The following is a 15,084-nucleotide window of genomic DNA, read 5'->3' as shown; positions in this document are numbered from 1 at the left end:
CGTGAGTGCGCCCGCGGTCGCCGCAATAGCTCAGCTGGTAGAGCACGTCATTCGTAATGACGGGGTCGGGGGTTCGAATCCCTCTTGCGGCACCACCCTTCTTTCCGCGCGCAGGTCTCCGGCCACAGTCAACGCAACCTCCCCGACGGGGCAGGGCCGCACGACCGGAGCTGGAACGAGTTTGACGGGACCCGCACGAAAGCAGCACCACTTGGTGCCGTCGCGCCCGCGCTGACGTTCGGGCGACTCCTCAACCAGCAGCAACGCAGTCCGAGCTCTTGGCCTGAATCGGGCATCGAGATCTTGGGAAGGCGGCACGACGAGACCGGCCAGGATCGATCGCGGTGCGGGCAGGGAAGGAGGCGCGGCCGTCGATCGGAGGCTCGGTCACCATCGTTCCCCGGCGTTCACCTACCCGAAATAGAAAAGCCCGCGGCGATGCGCGGGCTTTTGTGCTGACCGGCTCACCCGCCTGGGTGAGCCTCGATGTGATGATCTCAACGCTTGGTCTTGATCGTCGCGCCTTCAATAACTCCGGGAGGCGCGTTCACGGTCGCGGAACGAGGCGCCGATCAGGCGCGCTTCGGGACGCCTAGACCGTTGTGCAGCCAGTTGCTCCACGATCGCGACAGCGTCTCGCTGACCGTTCGTCCGTCCGTGAACAGCATCTCTCGGGCATTGCTGACGGCCCCCTTCAGGTCCATCCACATCTCCTTGAGATTGGCCAGAATGCCGTTGGTTCCGTCGAGGACCCGATGACTCTTCAGCTTCGCCAGTTCGATCAGCGACTGCTGGATCTTGGCGATCGACCGCGCGATCCGGCCGATTTCATCCGAGCGGCTCAGCGCATGAATGCGGACGCTGGTGTCGCCGGAGGCGAGGCGCTCGACGTCCTTCTCGAGTTCACCGAGCGGCGCCAGCAGGCCGCGCGAGATCCGAGTCCCGACCAGACCGACCACAGCGAACACCACCACGCCGGCCAGCAACAGCATGGTGCGGGCAGCGCCGACACCGTAGTCGGGAGTCGAGGTCACGACCGTCTCCGAGGCCTGCACCATCAGTCCCTGGCCTTCGAACGAGGCCGGCATCACCACGGGCCCGGAATCCTGCTGCATGACCAGCATGCCCACAATGCTACCGTCAGCGGCTCGGACTGGCGACAGAGTCGCACCTCCTTGGCCGACCAGACGGTCGAGCGACGCGACGCGCGCAGACTGCTTGGCGTGGCTGTCGGTCACCTTGTGCAAGACCATTTCGCCGACGCCACCGATGGCGACCGAGGCGAACAGCGTAATTCCCAAGACGAGGATCGAGATCTTCTGGGCTAGGTTTCGGTTGGACAGATCGAATTGCATCGTAGTTCTCCAGCTTTTTTCAATTAGGGGCGGCTTGCCCCCTAAGGTGAACAGCGTGAACAACGCTTTACTTATTAACGTTAACGGTTCGCTAACTCCGGCATGGACCTGTTTCGGTCACGCTAAGAAAACGCCTCACGCTGGAACGGTGAACGAGCGACTGGTAACCAGACACTCGTTCGAGAGAATCGCGAATCACGATGAGCCAATTAGCCGTCTAACTCTTTGATTAAACAGGTAGTTGCTCAGTAAGTCACGATCCGTGGAATCAGTTTTGCTCCGATTCGCGCGGCTGTAAATATACAGACAAGTCTGGAAAGTCGCTTGACCCAAGACAATGGAGTAAGCGCCAGCTTCACTCCTTAGCGGCAAGTGATCGCAGCGGTGTCTACGTACTAATTTGGCTTATTTTGCGCGACTGCCAGAGCCGACATCGGGATGTCGACACATCAATGCTGAGCACGAATTCCGCTCTCCGCCAGGCGTGAGCGAACTACACGCCGAGGTCCGAACCGAGACCACCTTGTAAGGACGTGCCGTCGCGCCGACGGGACGGCCCGGCCCAAGGCCCGCGACCCTATGCCGCTATCGCACACATCGGCGGCCAGTAGGCGCAACTCAAGGCGGCCGACCAGCCAATCGCCTCATTTTGATTTAGAGCAAGGACGACCGTGCGATTCCGGGGCTCCCTTCGCACCGCGGCAACGGTGCTGGCAGTTTTTGAACGGGCTCACAGCCGCGCGAGGCGATCTACTCCCTGCTTCCCCTCGGCAGCGGCGACGGTTCCATCGCATTCGTTCAGCCTTGTTTTCCTTGGGTCGAGGGCAACCAGATCGAGTGCGTGCCGTGCATCCCGAAAGCATTGTCTCGACTGTTATTCCGCATCTCGTGGTCAAGCACACCGCCGCCAGGACGCGCGCCGCGCAGGATCCGGCCGAAGTGCGGGCCGCCGAGTTGGCTCGACTCCTGATCGCGCCGAATCTCGCAGACGCGTTCGACCTGATCGACAAATCGCTGGCGCGGGCGTCGTCACCGACCGCATTGTTCACCGGCCTGTTCGAGCCGGCCGCCCGCAGCCTCGGCAATCTGTGGAGCGAAGACGCCTGCAGCGAGTTCGAAGTCACCATTGGGCTCTGCCATCTGCAAACCGCGATGCGCCGGATCAGCTTCGATCTTTTGTCGGCGCCGCTGGCGCGTTCCCAGCCGCGCACTGTGCTCCTGGTGTCGCAGCCCGGCGAGCCGCACTCGTTCTGTGCAGCCCTGCACGCCGAACTGCTGCGTCAGGCCGGCTGGAATACGGTCTCCGAGTTTCCCGACTCCGATCGCGCGCTGGCGGACTTGGTCGCGAGCGGCTGGTTCGACGCCGTCAACATCTCGCTGTCGCCTGCGCTCCGCCGTGAGCACTGGCTGCCACGCATGGCAGAGACCGTCCGCAAGCTGCGCGCCGCATCGCGCAATCCGGCGCTGGCCGTGGTCGCAAGTGGCCGCGTGTTCGCCGAGCGCAGCGACGCAGGCGCGCTGATCGACGCCGACGCCGCCACGATTTCGTCTGTCCAGATCGAGCGCTGCCTGATGCGCTCGCTGCTCAATCGCAGTGCGCGGCCGGCCGCGAATTTCGCCTGGATCTGATCTCCACCGCACCTTCCGACATCTCGTGGTCGCTTCGCATGTCAAAGCGGCCACTGCGCGAGTCGCGCTTCGCACGCATGTTGGCCGGATTGCCAACTCGCCCGATGCGCCGCCGCTCGCCATATTCCAATCGTGCGTCCGCGCTATCGGTGATGCCTTCAGAGGGGCTGGTCATGGAATCCGAAACGAAATCCTATCCTTTCGATCACCTGCCGATGATCGACTACGACGCCCACCCGGCCTATGGGCGCGTGATGTCGATGCCGATGCTCGGCGCACGGCTGAAGGCGATCACCATTTTCGGCTACGGATTCTGTCTCACCACCGCGCAGCGGATGATCGATGCCGGACACCTGCCGCGTCCGGCCGAAACCGGAAACCGCTTCTTCACGACGCTGCGCAGCCTGCCGACCTATCTGCGCCTGATCATGCTGCAGCGGCTCGGCCGGTTCAGCGCCGGCTCGGCCTACGCCCCGAAGACCGAGCGCGGCAGCGCGGTGTTTGCCCCGCTGGCCCGCGACGGCTTCGCTCCGGTTCAACTCGGGCCCGACAAGATCGTCGAGCTGCGCAACCAGCTCGACGCCGCATTCAAGACGCTGGAGCATCGCGTCGCGATTCCCGGCGATCCGGATTCGACCCGCGTGGCGATCGATCCGGCCGCCGCCGCTGACCTGTACAAATGGTTCAACCAAGTCGCAGCCGATGCCGGCCTCACCGAGGCCGCGAGCGGCTATCTGAAACGCCCTGTCGGTGTCGGCCAGATCGCCGCCGAAGTGAGCGAGGCGTCCAGCGGTGCATTGTCGAGCCCGTTCGCCGATGTCAGCGTCGATGCCTCGCCGTGCGACGGCTTCAAGGTCGACACCGGCTACAATGTGCTGAAGATGGTGGTGTATCTCGGCGAGACCGGGACCGCGAACGGCCCGCTCACTTATGTGGCGGGCAGCAACCGCGCCGGCCGCCGGTTCTGGGACGCGATGATCCGACGCGCCAATGACCTGTGCGGACTGTCGTCGACGCTGCCGGCGGCGCGCGAAACATTCTACGCACTGCCGGCCGGACTGCAGCGCAAGGCGACGTTCGGGGTCGATCTGGTCGCCGACAGCAATTTCGCCGGCGCCATCGCCGAGAACCAGGTGGCCGTCACCAGCAGTCAGGGCAACGCGGTGATCTACGATCCTGCGGGCATTCACTGCGACGGCGCGCCGAGCCAAGGACGGCGCAGCGCCGTGATCGTCACCTTCACCGAACTGCCGCGCTGAGGCCCTGGCGGGACAGCGGCGGGTGCGCGTCAGCGCCCGCCGAAAGCTTTCAGCGCCGCGGCGAGCTCCGGATGGCCGGCCGCATGATCGGCCACCGGAATTCCGGCGGCAATCGCGTCCCAGGCCTGCCGAATCGAAGCGGCGCCCGCCGCCGGCCCCATCGGATGGCCGAACACGCCGCGGCCGGGCACGAAGCCGAAATCGGCGCTGCCGACCTTGCGATAGACATTCTCCAGCGTCGCCGCCGAGTCGCTGCCGCCCGGCACCGGCAGACACGGCTTGATCGGCCCCATCGGCTCGAGACAGGCGCGGATGCAGTCGAGCACCTCGTGCTCCGGCGTCATCATCCGCGGACCGAAGCCGGGCATGATCACGACGTCGAAACCGGCGAGCCGCTGCAGCCGCGTCATCACCCGCGAATGAATGCCGTAATTCGAAAGCCGGCTGAACGCGGCGATGAACGGGAAATGCGCCATCAGCGGCACGGTGGCGTGCTTGCGCAGCATCCGCACGGCCGAGAGCCCCACCGGCATGGCGTTGACCAGCAGCGCACCGGCGCCATTCTTCACCGCAACGTCGTGCAACTCGATCAACCGATCGACCTCGTCGGTGATATTGGCGAGATAGATTTTTGGCACGCCGGTTTCGGCCGACGCCCGGCGGCAGGCATCGCCGAGCAGCGCGGCACGTTCGGCCAGCGGGCACCACTCGACGTCCGCCAGCATCTCGTCGTCCTTGGCGATGTCGAGGCCGCCGGTCCAGCTCTGGTAGCCGAGCTCGGCAAACGGCTGCGGCGGCAGGCCGATATTCGGCTTGATGACGCCGAAGAAGATCGGGCGATCGAACGCCTGCAGCCGCTCGCGCAACCCCGCAATGCCGAACCGCGGACCATCGAACGCCGCGAGATACGACTCGGGAAACCGAATGTCCTGCAGCCGGATCAACGGAATGCCGGGCGAGAAGAACACGCCCTCGCCGCACACCGCCGACAGCAGGTTCGGAATCTTGGCGCCGAAATTGCCGTGCGGATGCGCGATGGTGACGCGGCAGGCGTGCACCTCGCCGCGCGCGGCGCATTCGACCGGAATGCTGAAGCCTGACGGGCGTGGCTCGGCCGACAGTTCCAGCACCTTGGCGGCGAAGCGCGGACGGAAATCTTCGTCGAAGCCGACCCTGCGCCACTGCGCGGTCGACTGCTCGCTGCACAGATGCGCGGCCGCCTCGCGCGGATCGCCAGCGCATTCGAAATCGAAATCCAACTCGATGTAGTTATCGAGATCGAGATCCGCGCGCTTGGCGTAGAAGCCTGCGATGTCGTCCGGCGTCATGGCTGAAGACCTGTTTGGTGATACCGCTGCGGTGATACGCCGACACAGTCTGCGTATCCATCCGCAACACCCCGTTCTTTCGGTGAAGGAGTCTTTCGGTGGAGGAGCGGTCGCGTGGACCGCGACCAGCCTTACCCGATGATCTGCAGTTCGACGCCGCGACGCTCACGCGGACCGTCGAGCTCGATGAAGAACACCGATTGCCATTCGCCGAACACCATCGCGCCATTGGCGACCGGGATCGTCTCCGACGAATTCATGAACAGCCCGATCAGATGCGAGTGCGCGTTGTCGCGGCCGTCGACCGGATCGAGATTATGCAGATAGTCGCCATCACGCGGCGCGAAGCGCTTCAGGAACGTCAGCATGTCGCGTTCGAGTTTTTCCTCGCGCTCGTTGACGTTGATCCGCGCCGTGGTGTGCAGGCAGCTCACCGTGACCAGACCGTCCTTGATGCCGCTCGAGGTGACGAAGCGGCGGACCTGATCGGTGATGTCGATCAACTGGATCGGCGAGGTGGTGGCGAGTTCGATACGGTGACGTTGAATCTGCATGGCGTCGTCCTGACTGGAACCACCCCGAGTGTTAGCCCGGCCACCACCAGGGGGCAACGCATTGCGATTCTTGCAGAGATAACATGCGACGAGCTCGCAGCGGCCCTTTCCGTAACTTGACAGTCCCCGGCCGCTTCGCGATGACGCCGGACTTGCATCCACCCGCATCGACGGCGCATTTCGCGTCCGGATCGACTGAACTGTTCCTCCAGGACGATAGCTCCCGATGAAGCCCGCCTACCGCAGCGATATCGATGGTTTGCGCGCGATCGCTGTGCTGCTGGTGGTTGGGTTCCACGCGTTTCCGACCGCGGTGAAGGGCGGCTTCATCGGCGTCGATGTGTTCTTCGTGATCTCGGGTTTTCTGATCACCTCGATCGTCTGCCAGGCGGTCGACCGCGGCAATTTTAGCTTCGCAACGTTTTATGCCCGCCGCATCAACCGCATTTTTCCGGCCCTGCTGCTGGTGCTGGCGGCCTGCGCGATCGGCGGCTGGTTCCTGCTGTTTCCGATCGATTATCGCTATGCCGGCAAGGCGATCGGATTCGGCGCCGCGTTCCTTGCCAATATCGCCCTGTTGCACGATTCCGGCTACTTCGACACCTCCTCCGAGCTGAACCCACTGCTGCATCTATGGTCGCTCGGTGTCGAGGAGCAGTTCTACCTGCTGTGGCCACCGGTCATCATCTTGGCGTGGCGCTGGAAGAACGGCGCCGTCGTGGCGGCGGTAGCGATCCTGGTGGTCTCGTTCGCGACCAATCTGCTGCTGACGCCGGCGCATCCATCCGCTGCGTTCTATCTGCCGGTGACCCGGTTCTGGGAGCTGATGACCGGCTGCCTGCTGGCGATCGTTGCGGTGAAGCACACCGATCGGTTGAGCGCCGTGTTCGCGCAGCACGCCGCGATGCTGCGCAACATCGGTGCGATCGCCGGCCTCGCGCTGATCGCAGCCGGCGCCGCGCTGATCGATCGCAGCCGCGCTTTTCCGGGCTGGTGGGCGGTGCTGCCGGTGCTCGGCGCTGCGCTGGTGATCGCAACAGGTCCGGACACCTGGATCGGACGGCGGCTGCTCGGCAACCGCGCGATGGTCTATGTCGGGCTGATCAGCTACCCGCTGTATCTGTGGCACTGGCCGGTGCTCGCGGCGATCCGCATCGCGCGGCTCGGCGAGGAACCGCCGCCGCTGATGAAGCTGATCGCCGTGCTGGTGGCATTCGGGCTCGCCGACTTCACCTATCGGTTCGTCGAACCCCGGATCCGCTATCGGCCGACCCGCGCGAAAACCGCCGCGGCCTTTGTCGGCGTCGCGCTGGTCGGCCTGATCGGCGCCGGCATTTACCTTGCCGACGGCGTTCCGTCGCGGTTCAGCGCGAGCGTGCAGATCGTCACCCGCGATCATCAGGCCGAGGCGATGCCGGCATACCGGTTGGGAAGCTGCTTCCTCGGCTCGGGCTCGACGTTCGCGCCGGCCTGTGACGATGCAGCTTCGCCGGGCTCGCCGCGGATCGCGCTGTGGGGCGACTCGCACGCAGCCCATCTGTATCCGGGCCTGCTCACCGTGCAGCGGAGCGATGGCGGCTTCAGCCTGTCGCAATACACCACCGCCGGCTGCCCTCCGATCTTCGGTTACGTCAGCGCGCAGACGCCCGGTTGCACCGCCGCGAATGAAAATGCGCGCGAGCGCCTGATGGCGCTGAAGCCGGACACCGTCATTCTGGTGGCGCGGCAATGGCGCGATTACGACGGCCCCGACCACGATCCCGCGGCGATCGACTCGATGATCAAGGCGACCCTCGCCGAGCTGCGCAACATCGGCATCCGGCGCATCGTCGTGGTCGGCAGGTTTCCGAGCTGGCGCACCCCGCCGAAGCGCATTCTGGCTCAGGCCTACCGGGCGGAAGCCGCCGGGTTCATCAGCGCGTCCGAGATCCCGACGCGCGACGGTCCGCCGCGACTGGACCGGTCGGAAGCTGACGCCAATGAGCGGCTGCGCACGTTCTTTATGGCGCAGGGTGTCGCGTTCATTTCGCCGACGCCGGTCTTTTGCAACGATCAGGGCTGCCTGCTCGCGGTGCCGGGTGATGGCACGCCGGTGACGTTCGACGGCAGTCACCTCACCGTTGCTTCGTCGCAGTTTTTCGTCAGGAAAGTGGCGAAGGAGCTGCTCGGACGCTGACGCGTCAGGCCGGCAGAACAGCCGCGCAGGCGCGCCCAGCGACATCGGCCGCGGACGGATCGCGGGTCACCAGCGCCATCACGATTGCGCCGTCGATGACGAGGCCGAGGGTGTGGGCGACTTCGGTCGGCTGTTCGATGCCCGCCTCGGCGCAGAGCGTCGTCAGACGGTCGAGCACGATGGTCTTGTGCGCGATCGCGAGACTCCGCATCCGGTTGTCGTTCTTGTCGGACTCGCCGACCGCGTTGATGAACGGGCAGCCGTAGAAGTCGCCGCGGGTGAACCATTCCTTCAGGGCCGGGCCGATCCGTCCGAGCCGCTCGCGCGCGGTGCCGCCCGGGCCGTCGATCGACTCCAGAAACCAGGTGCGCCAGCTCTGGCCTTCGCGCTCCAGCACGGCTTCGACCAGGCCGTCCTTGGAGCCGAACAGCTTGTACAGCGTGGTCTTGGCGGTGCCGGCCTGTTCGATGATCGCGTCGACGCCGACCGAGTTGATGCCGTAGCGGCAGAACAGATGGCGGGCAGTGTCGATCAGCCGGTCGCGCGGCGACAGCTTCGCCTCGACGGCGGAATCGATCACGAGGTTCGCAGCATCGGCCATGTGTCCGGACATACCGCGGCGCTCAGCGATCCGCAATTGAGGAAACCGAATGGTCTGTTCACAGTGGCGGTTTTGCCGCTGAAGCAGGCAAATGCGTCGCAAAGTGACTGCGAATGCGCCCTGCCATTTGAACAGGCAGATGGGCGGAGCAGCGGATCCATTGAGTTTACTCACCTTTTGGCATCGCGGCCGTTTGGCACGCTTCGTGCTGATACAGAACGGTCTGTAGCCAAAAGCGCTGCCGACCGAATGGCAGCCATAGGAGATCCCATGACAAAAGCCGCCACCGCTGTGACCGCCTGCCTGACCCCCGACAGCCCGACCGCTCTGACCGGCTGCCTTGCGCCGATCGACAAGGCCGGCCTCGACGACCTGATCGCCAAGGGCAAGGCCGACCCGACGGTGATCAAGACGCTGAAGTGCAAGACCGTCGCCGAAGGCCGCTTCCGTCACCTCAACTTCATCCGCACGCTGCCGCCCTACATCGTCGACGAGCCGCCGGGCTTGCTCGGCGACGACACCGCCCCGAATCCGTCCGAGGCCTCGCTCGCCGCGCTCGGCTCCTGCCTCGCCGTCGGCATCCACGCCAACGCGGTGGCGCGCGGCATCACCGTCTACAAGCTCGAGATCGAGCTCGAAGGCGACCTCAACATCACCGGCGTGTGGGGCACCGGCGACCTGTCGGAGAAGCCGGTCGGCTTCACCGACGTGCGCGCCAAGGTGAGCTTCGAAGCCGATCGGCCGCGTGAAGAGCTGGAAGCGCTGGTCGCGCATGCGCGGCTGTGGTCGCCGGTGGCCAACACCTTCTCCCGCCCGGTCAATCTCGACGTCGCGATGGCCTGACCGACCAGCCCCCCGAGAAACGGACCAGAACAACGATGTTGGATGTCCAGTCAGTGAGCAAAGGCGACGGCACGGTGCTTCCCGGCGCCGAAGTCGTCGAGGCGGTGCGTGCGCTGGCGGCGCGCGAACTGCCGCCGCTGGTCAATACGATCGACGTCGACGGCTACTATCCGGAAGCTCAGATGCGGGCCTTCGGGCGCCTCGGCGCCTACACGCACCATCTGCCGGGAATGAGCCCGAACGTCGATCTGATGACCGCGATCAACGCGATGGCGGCGGCCGGCGAGCACTGCCTGTCGACGTCGTTTTGCATGTGGTGCCAGGACGCACTGGGTTGGTACATCTACGCGTCCGACAATCAGCATCTGCGGACCAGCGTCGGCCCGCAGATTGCCACCGGCGCGGCGCTCGGCGGCACCGCACTGTCGAACCCGATGAAGTCGCTGTTCGGAATCGAGCCGATGCGGCTGAAGGGCCGCCGCGGCGACGGCGGCTACGTCGTCAAAGGCCTGTTGCCCTACGTCTCCAACCTCGGCGCCGATCATTACTTCGGCGCGATCTTCGAGGTCGAAGACGGCGGCAGCACCCGCAACGTGATGGCGGTAATTCCCTGCAACGCCGAAGGCGTGAGCCTCGCCGACAATGCGAAGTTCACGGCGCTCGACGGCACCCGCACCTTCGCGGTGCAGATGCGCGACGTGGTCGTGCCCGACGCCTGGGTGCTGGCCGATCCGGTCGATCCGTTCATCAAACGGATTCGCGCCGGCTTCATTCTGCTGCAGGCCGGCATGGCGTTCGGCCTGATCCGCGACTGCCTGCGGCTGATCCAGCAGACCAAGGGACCGCTCGGCCACGTCAACAAATATCTCGACGTGCAGCCCGAGCCGATCGCCGAACAACTCGAAGCGATGGAGGTCGAGGTCGCCCGCCTCGCCGCCACGCCGTTCGAGGACGACCTCGGCTATTGGCGCGCGGTGATCGAGGCGCGGCTCGCCGCCGGCGATGCCTCGGTCGCCGCGGCGCACGCGGCGATGCTGCATTGTGGCGCCCGCGGCTACGTGGCCGGCGCTGCCGCGCAGCGGCGGCTGCGTGAAGCTTACTTCGTCGCCATCGTCACCCCGGCCACCAAACAACTGCGCAAGATGCTCGCGGACATGGCGCACTAGCCCGCGAGACGCCATCGCGCGGCCCGTGCCAGGCGCGGGCTGCACCTTCAACGCTCGGCTCCAGGGAACCGCCCTGGAGAGCCCTCAGACAAAGACGTCTTGACCCAACAACGAGCACTGGAGCGACTGATGACTGACAAGGTTCTTGTATCGCCCGCTGAACTCTCCGACATGATGACCGCCGGCGGCACGGTGGTGATCGACACCCGCGATCCGGCCACCTACGCGGCCGGTCACATTCCCGGCGCCGTCAACATCCACGACATCTTCACCTATCTCGCCACCTCGACGCCCGACGGCGTCGCCGAGATGCGCGACAAGTTCGCAGCGATCTTCGGCGCCGCCGGCTTGTCGGGAGAAGAGACTGCGGTGATCACCGAGCAGTCGATGAACACAGGATTCGGCCAGTCGTGCCGCGGCTACGTGCTGCTGAAATATCTCGGCTACCCGAAGGTGATGATCCTGCATGGCGGCTACGCCGCCTGGACCGCCGCCAGCCTGCCGATCACCACCGACGTGCCGATGCCCGCGCCGAAGACCTTCAAGGTCGATCCGGCCGCCGCATCGATCCTGGTCGATCTCGAAGGCATGAAGGCGGCGGTCGGCGACTCCGGCAAGGTCAAGCTCGACACCCGCGACGTCGACGAATGGGTCGGCGAAAGCTCCTCGCCCTACGGCAAGGATTTCTGCCCGCGCAAAGGCCGCATCCCCGGCGCGGTATGGATTGAGTGGTACCGGATGATGAAGCCGTCGCCGGCCGGGCCGATGTTCAAGTCGCCGAGCGAGATTCTCGCCGAATGCGCAACGGTCGGCATCACCCAGGACACGCCTGTCGTTCTGTACTGCTTCAAGGGCGCCCGCGCCTCCAACACGCTGGTGGCGCTGAAGGAAGCCGGCATCAAGGACGTCAGCCTGTACTTCGGCTCCTGGAACGAATGGTCGCGCGATCCGTCGCTGCCGATCGAGCAGGGCCCGCCCTATGCGGCGCAGCCGCTGATGGCCGCGGAGTAATCGAGCCCTCGCACCGGCCGCCATCCGGGCGGCCGGTGCCGTCCCTTCCCGATCGGCAAGATACGAAGGAGCAGCGGTCCGCATGCCGGCATATCGCTCGAAGAAATCATGGCCGGGCGCGCATATCGCGATCCAGGGCGTCAATCATCGCTACCGCCGCTCCAGCAGCAACGTCCTCAGCAGTATCGATCTCGAGATCAAGCCGTGCGAGCAGCTCGCGCTGGTCGGACGCTCCGGCTGCGGCAAGTCGACCTTGCTGCACATCATCTCCGGTCTGACCAAACCCACCACCGGCGAGATCCGGATCGACGGCGCGCTGGTCGAAGGCCCCTCGCCGCACTGGATCGTGATGTTCCAGCAGCCCAATCTGTATCCGTGGATGAGCGTGGCGCAGAACGTCGGGCTCGGCATGAAATTCGCCGGGCGTCCCAAGAAGGAGATCGCCGCGCGCGTCGATGAATTGCTGCATCTCGTCGAGCTCGACGGCTACGCGGGCCGCAATGCGCAGGAATTGTCGGGCGGTCAGCAGCAGCGCGTTGCACTGGCGCGTTCCCTCGCCGTCGACCCCGAAGTGCTGCTGCTCGACGAGCCGTTCTCCGCGCTCGACGCCGTGACCCGCCGCGCGCTGCAGCGCGACGTCCGCCGCATCGCCGAGGAGATGAAGATCACGCTGGTGATCGTCACCCACGACATCCCGGAAGCTGTGGCGATGGCCGATCGTGCCGTGGTGATGGCGTCCGATCCCGGACGGATCGCCGAAGCGATCGCGATCGAGATCGACCGCCGCGATCCTGATCCCGAGCGCCGCGCCGCCAGCGTCGCCGCCGCGCAAGCGAAGCTGCAGGCTGCATTCGAGCGCGCGACAGGCCGCGCGCTGCACGGCGGCACAAGTCCAGCCATTTCCGAAGCCCCTCGCCCCGAACCGCTCAAGATCGTCGCCGCCGGCGCCCGCTAACAGGAGATCACCATGTGCATCAATTGTGGAGATGACGTCGTCCATCCGGAAGACGATCGTTTCAGGATCACGCGCCGGCAGACGCTCGACATGCTGGCGGCTGGCGGCCTCGCTGCGCTCGGTACCATGCTGGGCGGCTTCGGCCAGTCGGCGCGGGCGGCCGATGACGAGGTGGTGCGGATCGGATATCTGCCGATCACCGACGCCACCGCGCTATTGGTGGCGCACGGCATGGGTTACTTCAAAGACGAAGGGCTCGAGGCCGAGCGCCCGACCCTGATCCGCGGCTGGTCGCCGCTGGTCGAGAGTTTTGCGGCCGGCAAATTCAACCTCGTGCACCTGCTCAAGCCGATCCCGGTGTGGATGCGCTACAACAACAACTTCCCGGTCAAGATCATGGCCTGGGCGCATACCAACGGCTCCGGCGTCGTGGTTGGCAAGGAGACCGGCATCGAATCGTTCAAGGACCTTGGCGGCAAGCAGGTCGCGGTGCCGTTCTGGTACTCGATGCACAACATCGTGCTGCAATACGCGCTGCGCAAATCCGGCATCAAGCCGGTGATCAAGGGACAGGGCGAACCGCTCGCGGCCGACGAATGCAATCTGCAGGTGATGGCGCCGCCCGACATGCCGCCGGCGCTCGCGGCGAAGAAGATCGACGCCTACATCGTCGCCGAGCCGTTCAACGCGCTCGGCGAAATCAAGGCCGGCGGCCGGATGCTGCGCTTCACCGGCGACATCTGGAAGAACCACCCCTGCTGCGTGCTGTGCATGAACGAAGAGGTGACGAAGAAGAAGCCGGAATGGACCCAGAAGGTGATGAACGCGCTGGTCCGCGCCGAGATTTACGCCGCCGCCAACAAGAAGGAAGTCGCAAAGTTGCTGTCCAAGGACGGCGAAGGCTACCTGCCGCTGCCCGCGCCGGTGGTCGAGCGGGCAATGACCTATTACGACGACAAGGCCTATGGCGAGACCCACGCCATCACCCATCCCGAGTGGAAGCTCGGCCGGATCGACTTCCAGCCGTGGCCCTATCCGTCGGCCACCAAGCTGATCGTGGAGTCGATGAACGACACCGTGGTGTCCGGCGACACCACCTTCCTGAAGAAACTCGATCCGGACTTCGTCGCCAACGATCTGGTCGACTACAATTTCGTCAAGCAGGCAATGATGAAGTATCCGGATTGGAAGAAGGCGCCGAGCGTCGATCCGGCCGATCCGTTCGCCCGAGCCGAGGTATTGGCGCTGTGAGTCTCGACCTGACCCTCGACGACACTGCCGCGATTGCGCCGCGGAAAGCGGGCGGACAACTCGCAGGTCCCGCGCGCAGCTTCAGCTATGTGCTGCTCGGCATCGCCGCGCTGCTCGCGGTGTGGTGGATCGGCGGCGCGATCGTCGCGGCCAATCCACGCACCGCAAGCTTCGCCGACTTTGCACCGTTGCCGACGTTCCAGCGGCTGTGGTCGATGCTGGTCTCCGGCGAGGCGGTCAAGATGGCGCTGCCGAGTCTCGCCCGGATCGGCGGCGGGCTCGCCTGGGCGATCGTGCTCGGCGTCCCACTCGGCATCCTGGTCGGGCGGTTCAAGGGGATGCGTCAGGCCAGTTCGGTGCCGTTTCAGTTCTTGCGGATGATCTCGCCGCTGGCCTGGATGCCGATCGCCGTGATGGCGTTCTCGAGCTGGAACGGCGCGATCGTGTTCCTGATCGGCGTCGCGGCGATCTGGCCGATCCTGTTTTCGACCGCGCACGGCTTCCGGCGGATCGATCCGGCGTGGTTCAAGGTCGCGCGTAATCTCGGCGCCCGGCCCTGGCACATGCTGTTCACCATCATCGTGCCGGCGATTCTTCAGGATGCACTCGCCGGCATTCGCCTCGCCGTCGGCGTTGCCTGGATCGTGCTGGTGCCGGCCGAATTCCTCGGTGTCACCTCCGGGCTCGGCTACGCCATCAACGACGCCCGCGACACGCTCGAATACGACCGGCTCGCCGCCACCGTGGTGATCATCGGCCTGATCGGCTTCACGCTCGACTTCCTCTGCGAACGCGCCGTCAAGCGCGCAAGCTGGGCGCGGGAGGAGTAAGCACGATCGATCGCGTGACGTAGCACACGTATTCGGAAATCATCGCCGGGTCCCTGCGCCGGCGATAAAGCGGGCTCCGCGCGGTGTCATCCCGTGCGGGGCCCGCTTTGTTGCGACGATCAGAAG

The 15,084-nt window shown here is 65.3% G+C and carries 13 protein-coding genes and 1 tRNA gene; 10 read left to right on the top strand and 4 right to left on the bottom strand.

Features of this window, described 5'->3' with window-relative positions:
• Positions 1 to 19 precede the first annotated feature (19 nt).
• Positions 20 to 95 (top strand) — tRNA-Thr (locus tag M9H71_RS18505).
• A gap of 477 nt (positions 96 to 572) precedes the next feature.
• Here the strand turns inward: M9H71_RS18505 and M9H71_RS18500 are convergent.
• Positions 573 to 1,355 carry a HAMP domain-containing protein gene (locus M9H71_RS18500; RefSeq protein WP_230765083.1) on the bottom strand — a complete coding sequence of 261 codons (783 nt, stop codon included), beginning with the start codon at positions 1,353 to 1,355 and terminating at the stop codon, positions 573 to 575.
• An 846-nt stretch (positions 1,356 to 2,201) separates the two neighbouring features.
• On the opposite strand from M9H71_RS18500, the gene M9H71_RS18495 reads away from it, so the two are divergent.
• Both M9H71_RS18495 and M9H71_RS18490 read left to right on the top strand, forming a co-directional pair.
• Positions 2,202 to 2,984, top strand: coding sequence for a cobalamin B12-binding domain-containing protein (locus tag M9H71_RS18495; RefSeq protein WP_455406402.1), 783 nt, complete (start codon positions 2,202 to 2,204; stop codon positions 2,982 to 2,984).
• A 173-nt stretch (positions 2,985 to 3,157) separates the two neighbouring features.
• Entirely contained in the window at positions 3,158 to 4,243 is a 1,086-nt protein-coding gene (locus M9H71_RS18490; protein WP_455406401.1) for a hypothetical protein, read from the top strand.
• A 29-nt stretch (positions 4,244 to 4,272) separates the two neighbouring features.
• Here M9H71_RS18490 and M9H71_RS18485 read toward each other — a convergent pair whose 3' ends face one another.
• Together M9H71_RS18485 and M9H71_RS18480 are read right to left on the bottom strand one after the other, a co-directional pair.
• The gene (locus M9H71_RS18485) at positions 4,273 to 5,571 is read right to left on the bottom strand and encodes a RuBisCO large subunit C-terminal-like domain-containing protein (RefSeq protein ID WP_455406400.1); all 1,299 of its coding nucleotides are present in this window, start codon (positions 5,569 to 5,571) and stop codon (positions 4,273 to 4,275) included.
• A gap of 131 nt (positions 5,572 to 5,702) precedes the next feature.
• On the bottom strand, positions 5,703 to 6,125 hold the full coding sequence (locus tag M9H71_RS18480) for a secondary thiamine-phosphate synthase enzyme YjbQ (protein ID WP_455406399.1): 423 nt from the start codon (positions 6,123 to 6,125) through the stop codon (positions 5,703 to 5,705).
• A 226-nt stretch (positions 6,126 to 6,351) separates the two neighbouring features.
• On the opposite strand from M9H71_RS18480, the gene M9H71_RS18475 reads away from it, so the two are divergent.
• A complete protein-coding gene (locus tag M9H71_RS18475; protein ID WP_455406398.1) occupies positions 6,352 to 8,301 on the top strand; it encodes an acyltransferase family protein in 1,950 nt (649 codons plus the stop codon).
• 4 nt (positions 8,302 to 8,305) lie between these two features.
• Here the strand turns inward: M9H71_RS18475 and M9H71_RS18470 are convergent, their stop codons facing one another.
• The gene (locus tag M9H71_RS18470) at positions 8,306 to 8,914 is read right to left on the bottom strand and encodes a TetR/AcrR family transcriptional regulator (RefSeq protein WP_455406397.1); all 609 of its coding nucleotides are present in this window, start codon (positions 8,912 to 8,914) and stop codon (positions 8,306 to 8,308) included.
• 258 nt (positions 8,915 to 9,172) lie between these two features.
• Here M9H71_RS18470 and M9H71_RS18465 point away from each other — a divergent pair, with 258 nt between their 5' ends.
• The 6 genes from M9H71_RS18465 to M9H71_RS18440 all read left to right on the top strand — a co-directional run bounded on the left by M9H71_RS18465 (position 9,173) and on the right by M9H71_RS18440 (position 14,958).
• Positions 9,173 to 9,745 carry an OsmC family protein gene (locus M9H71_RS18465; RefSeq protein WP_114360451.1) on the top strand — a complete coding sequence of 191 codons (573 nt, stop codon included), beginning with the start codon at positions 9,173 to 9,175 and terminating at the stop codon, positions 9,743 to 9,745.
• A 35-nt stretch (positions 9,746 to 9,780) separates the two neighbouring features.
• Positions 9,781 to 10,911, top strand: a complete 1,131-nt coding sequence (locus M9H71_RS18460) for an acyl-CoA dehydrogenase family protein (RefSeq protein WP_455406396.1) — start codon at positions 9,781 to 9,783, stop codon at positions 10,909 to 10,911.
• 129 nt (positions 10,912 to 11,040) lie between these two features.
• The gene (locus M9H71_RS18455) at positions 11,041 to 11,922 is read left to right on the top strand and encodes a sulfurtransferase (RefSeq protein ID WP_455406395.1); all 882 of its coding nucleotides are present in this window, start codon (positions 11,041 to 11,043) and stop codon (positions 11,920 to 11,922) included.
• A gap of 82 nt (positions 11,923 to 12,004) precedes the next feature.
• A complete protein-coding gene (locus M9H71_RS18450; RefSeq protein ID WP_455406394.1) occupies positions 12,005 to 12,877 on the top strand; it encodes an ABC transporter ATP-binding protein in 873 nt (290 codons plus the stop codon).
• Positions 12,878 to 12,889: 12 nt separating this feature from the next.
• Entirely contained in the window at positions 12,890 to 14,128 is a 1,239-nt protein-coding gene (locus M9H71_RS18445; protein WP_455406393.1) for an ABC transporter substrate-binding protein, read from the top strand.
• The gene (locus tag M9H71_RS18440; protein ID WP_455406392.1) at positions 14,125 to 14,958 is read left to right on the top strand and encodes an ABC transporter permease; all 834 of its coding nucleotides are present in this window, start codon (positions 14,125 to 14,127) and stop codon (positions 14,956 to 14,958) included. The genes M9H71_RS18445 and M9H71_RS18440 overlap by 4 nt, the downstream gene beginning before the upstream one ends.
• Positions 14,959 to 15,084: the final 126 nt, after the last annotated feature.

It is taken from the genome of Rhodopseudomonas parapalustris (assembly GCF_053772255.1).
The sequence above is the reverse complement of the archived record's forward strand: the minus strand, read 5'-3'. Positions and strand labels throughout refer to the sequence as shown.

Bases quoted from the DNA above. Each gene is read 5' to 3' on its own strand.
- M9H71_RS18500 (WP_230765083.1), bottom strand. From the start codon at position 1,355: ATGCAATTCGATCTGTCCAACCGAAACCTAGCCCAGAAGATCTCGATC.
- M9H71_RS18490 (WP_455406401.1), top strand. From the start codon at position 3,158: ATGGAATCCGAAACGAAATCCTATCCTTTCGATCACCTGCCGATGATC.
- M9H71_RS18485 (WP_455406400.1), bottom strand. From the start codon at position 5,571: ATGACGCCGGACGACATCGCAGGCTTCTACGCCAAGCGCGCGGATCTC.
- M9H71_RS18480 (WP_455406399.1), bottom strand. From the start codon at position 6,125: ATGCAGATTCAACGTCACCGTATCGAACTCGCCACCACCTCGCCGATC.
- M9H71_RS18475 (WP_455406398.1), top strand. From the start codon at position 6,352: ATGAAGCCCGCCTACCGCAGCGATATCGATGGTTTGCGCGCGATCGCT.
- M9H71_RS18470 (WP_455406397.1), bottom strand. From the start codon at position 8,914: ATGTCCGGACACATGGCCGATGCTGCGAACCTCGTGATCGATTCCGCC.
- M9H71_RS18465 (WP_114360451.1), top strand. From the start codon at position 9,173: ATGACAAAAGCCGCCACCGCTGTGACCGCCTGCCTGACCCCCGACAGC.
- M9H71_RS18460 (WP_455406396.1), top strand. From the start codon at position 9,781: ATGTTGGATGTCCAGTCAGTGAGCAAAGGCGACGGCACGGTGCTTCCC.
- M9H71_RS18455 (WP_455406395.1), top strand. From the start codon at position 11,041: ATGACTGACAAGGTTCTTGTATCGCCCGCTGAACTCTCCGACATGATG.
- M9H71_RS18450 (WP_455406394.1), top strand. From the start codon at position 12,005: ATGCCGGCATATCGCTCGAAGAAATCATGGCCGGGCGCGCATATCGCG.
- M9H71_RS18445 (WP_455406393.1), top strand. From the start codon at position 12,890: ATGTGCATCAATTGTGGAGATGACGTCGTCCATCCGGAAGACGATCGT.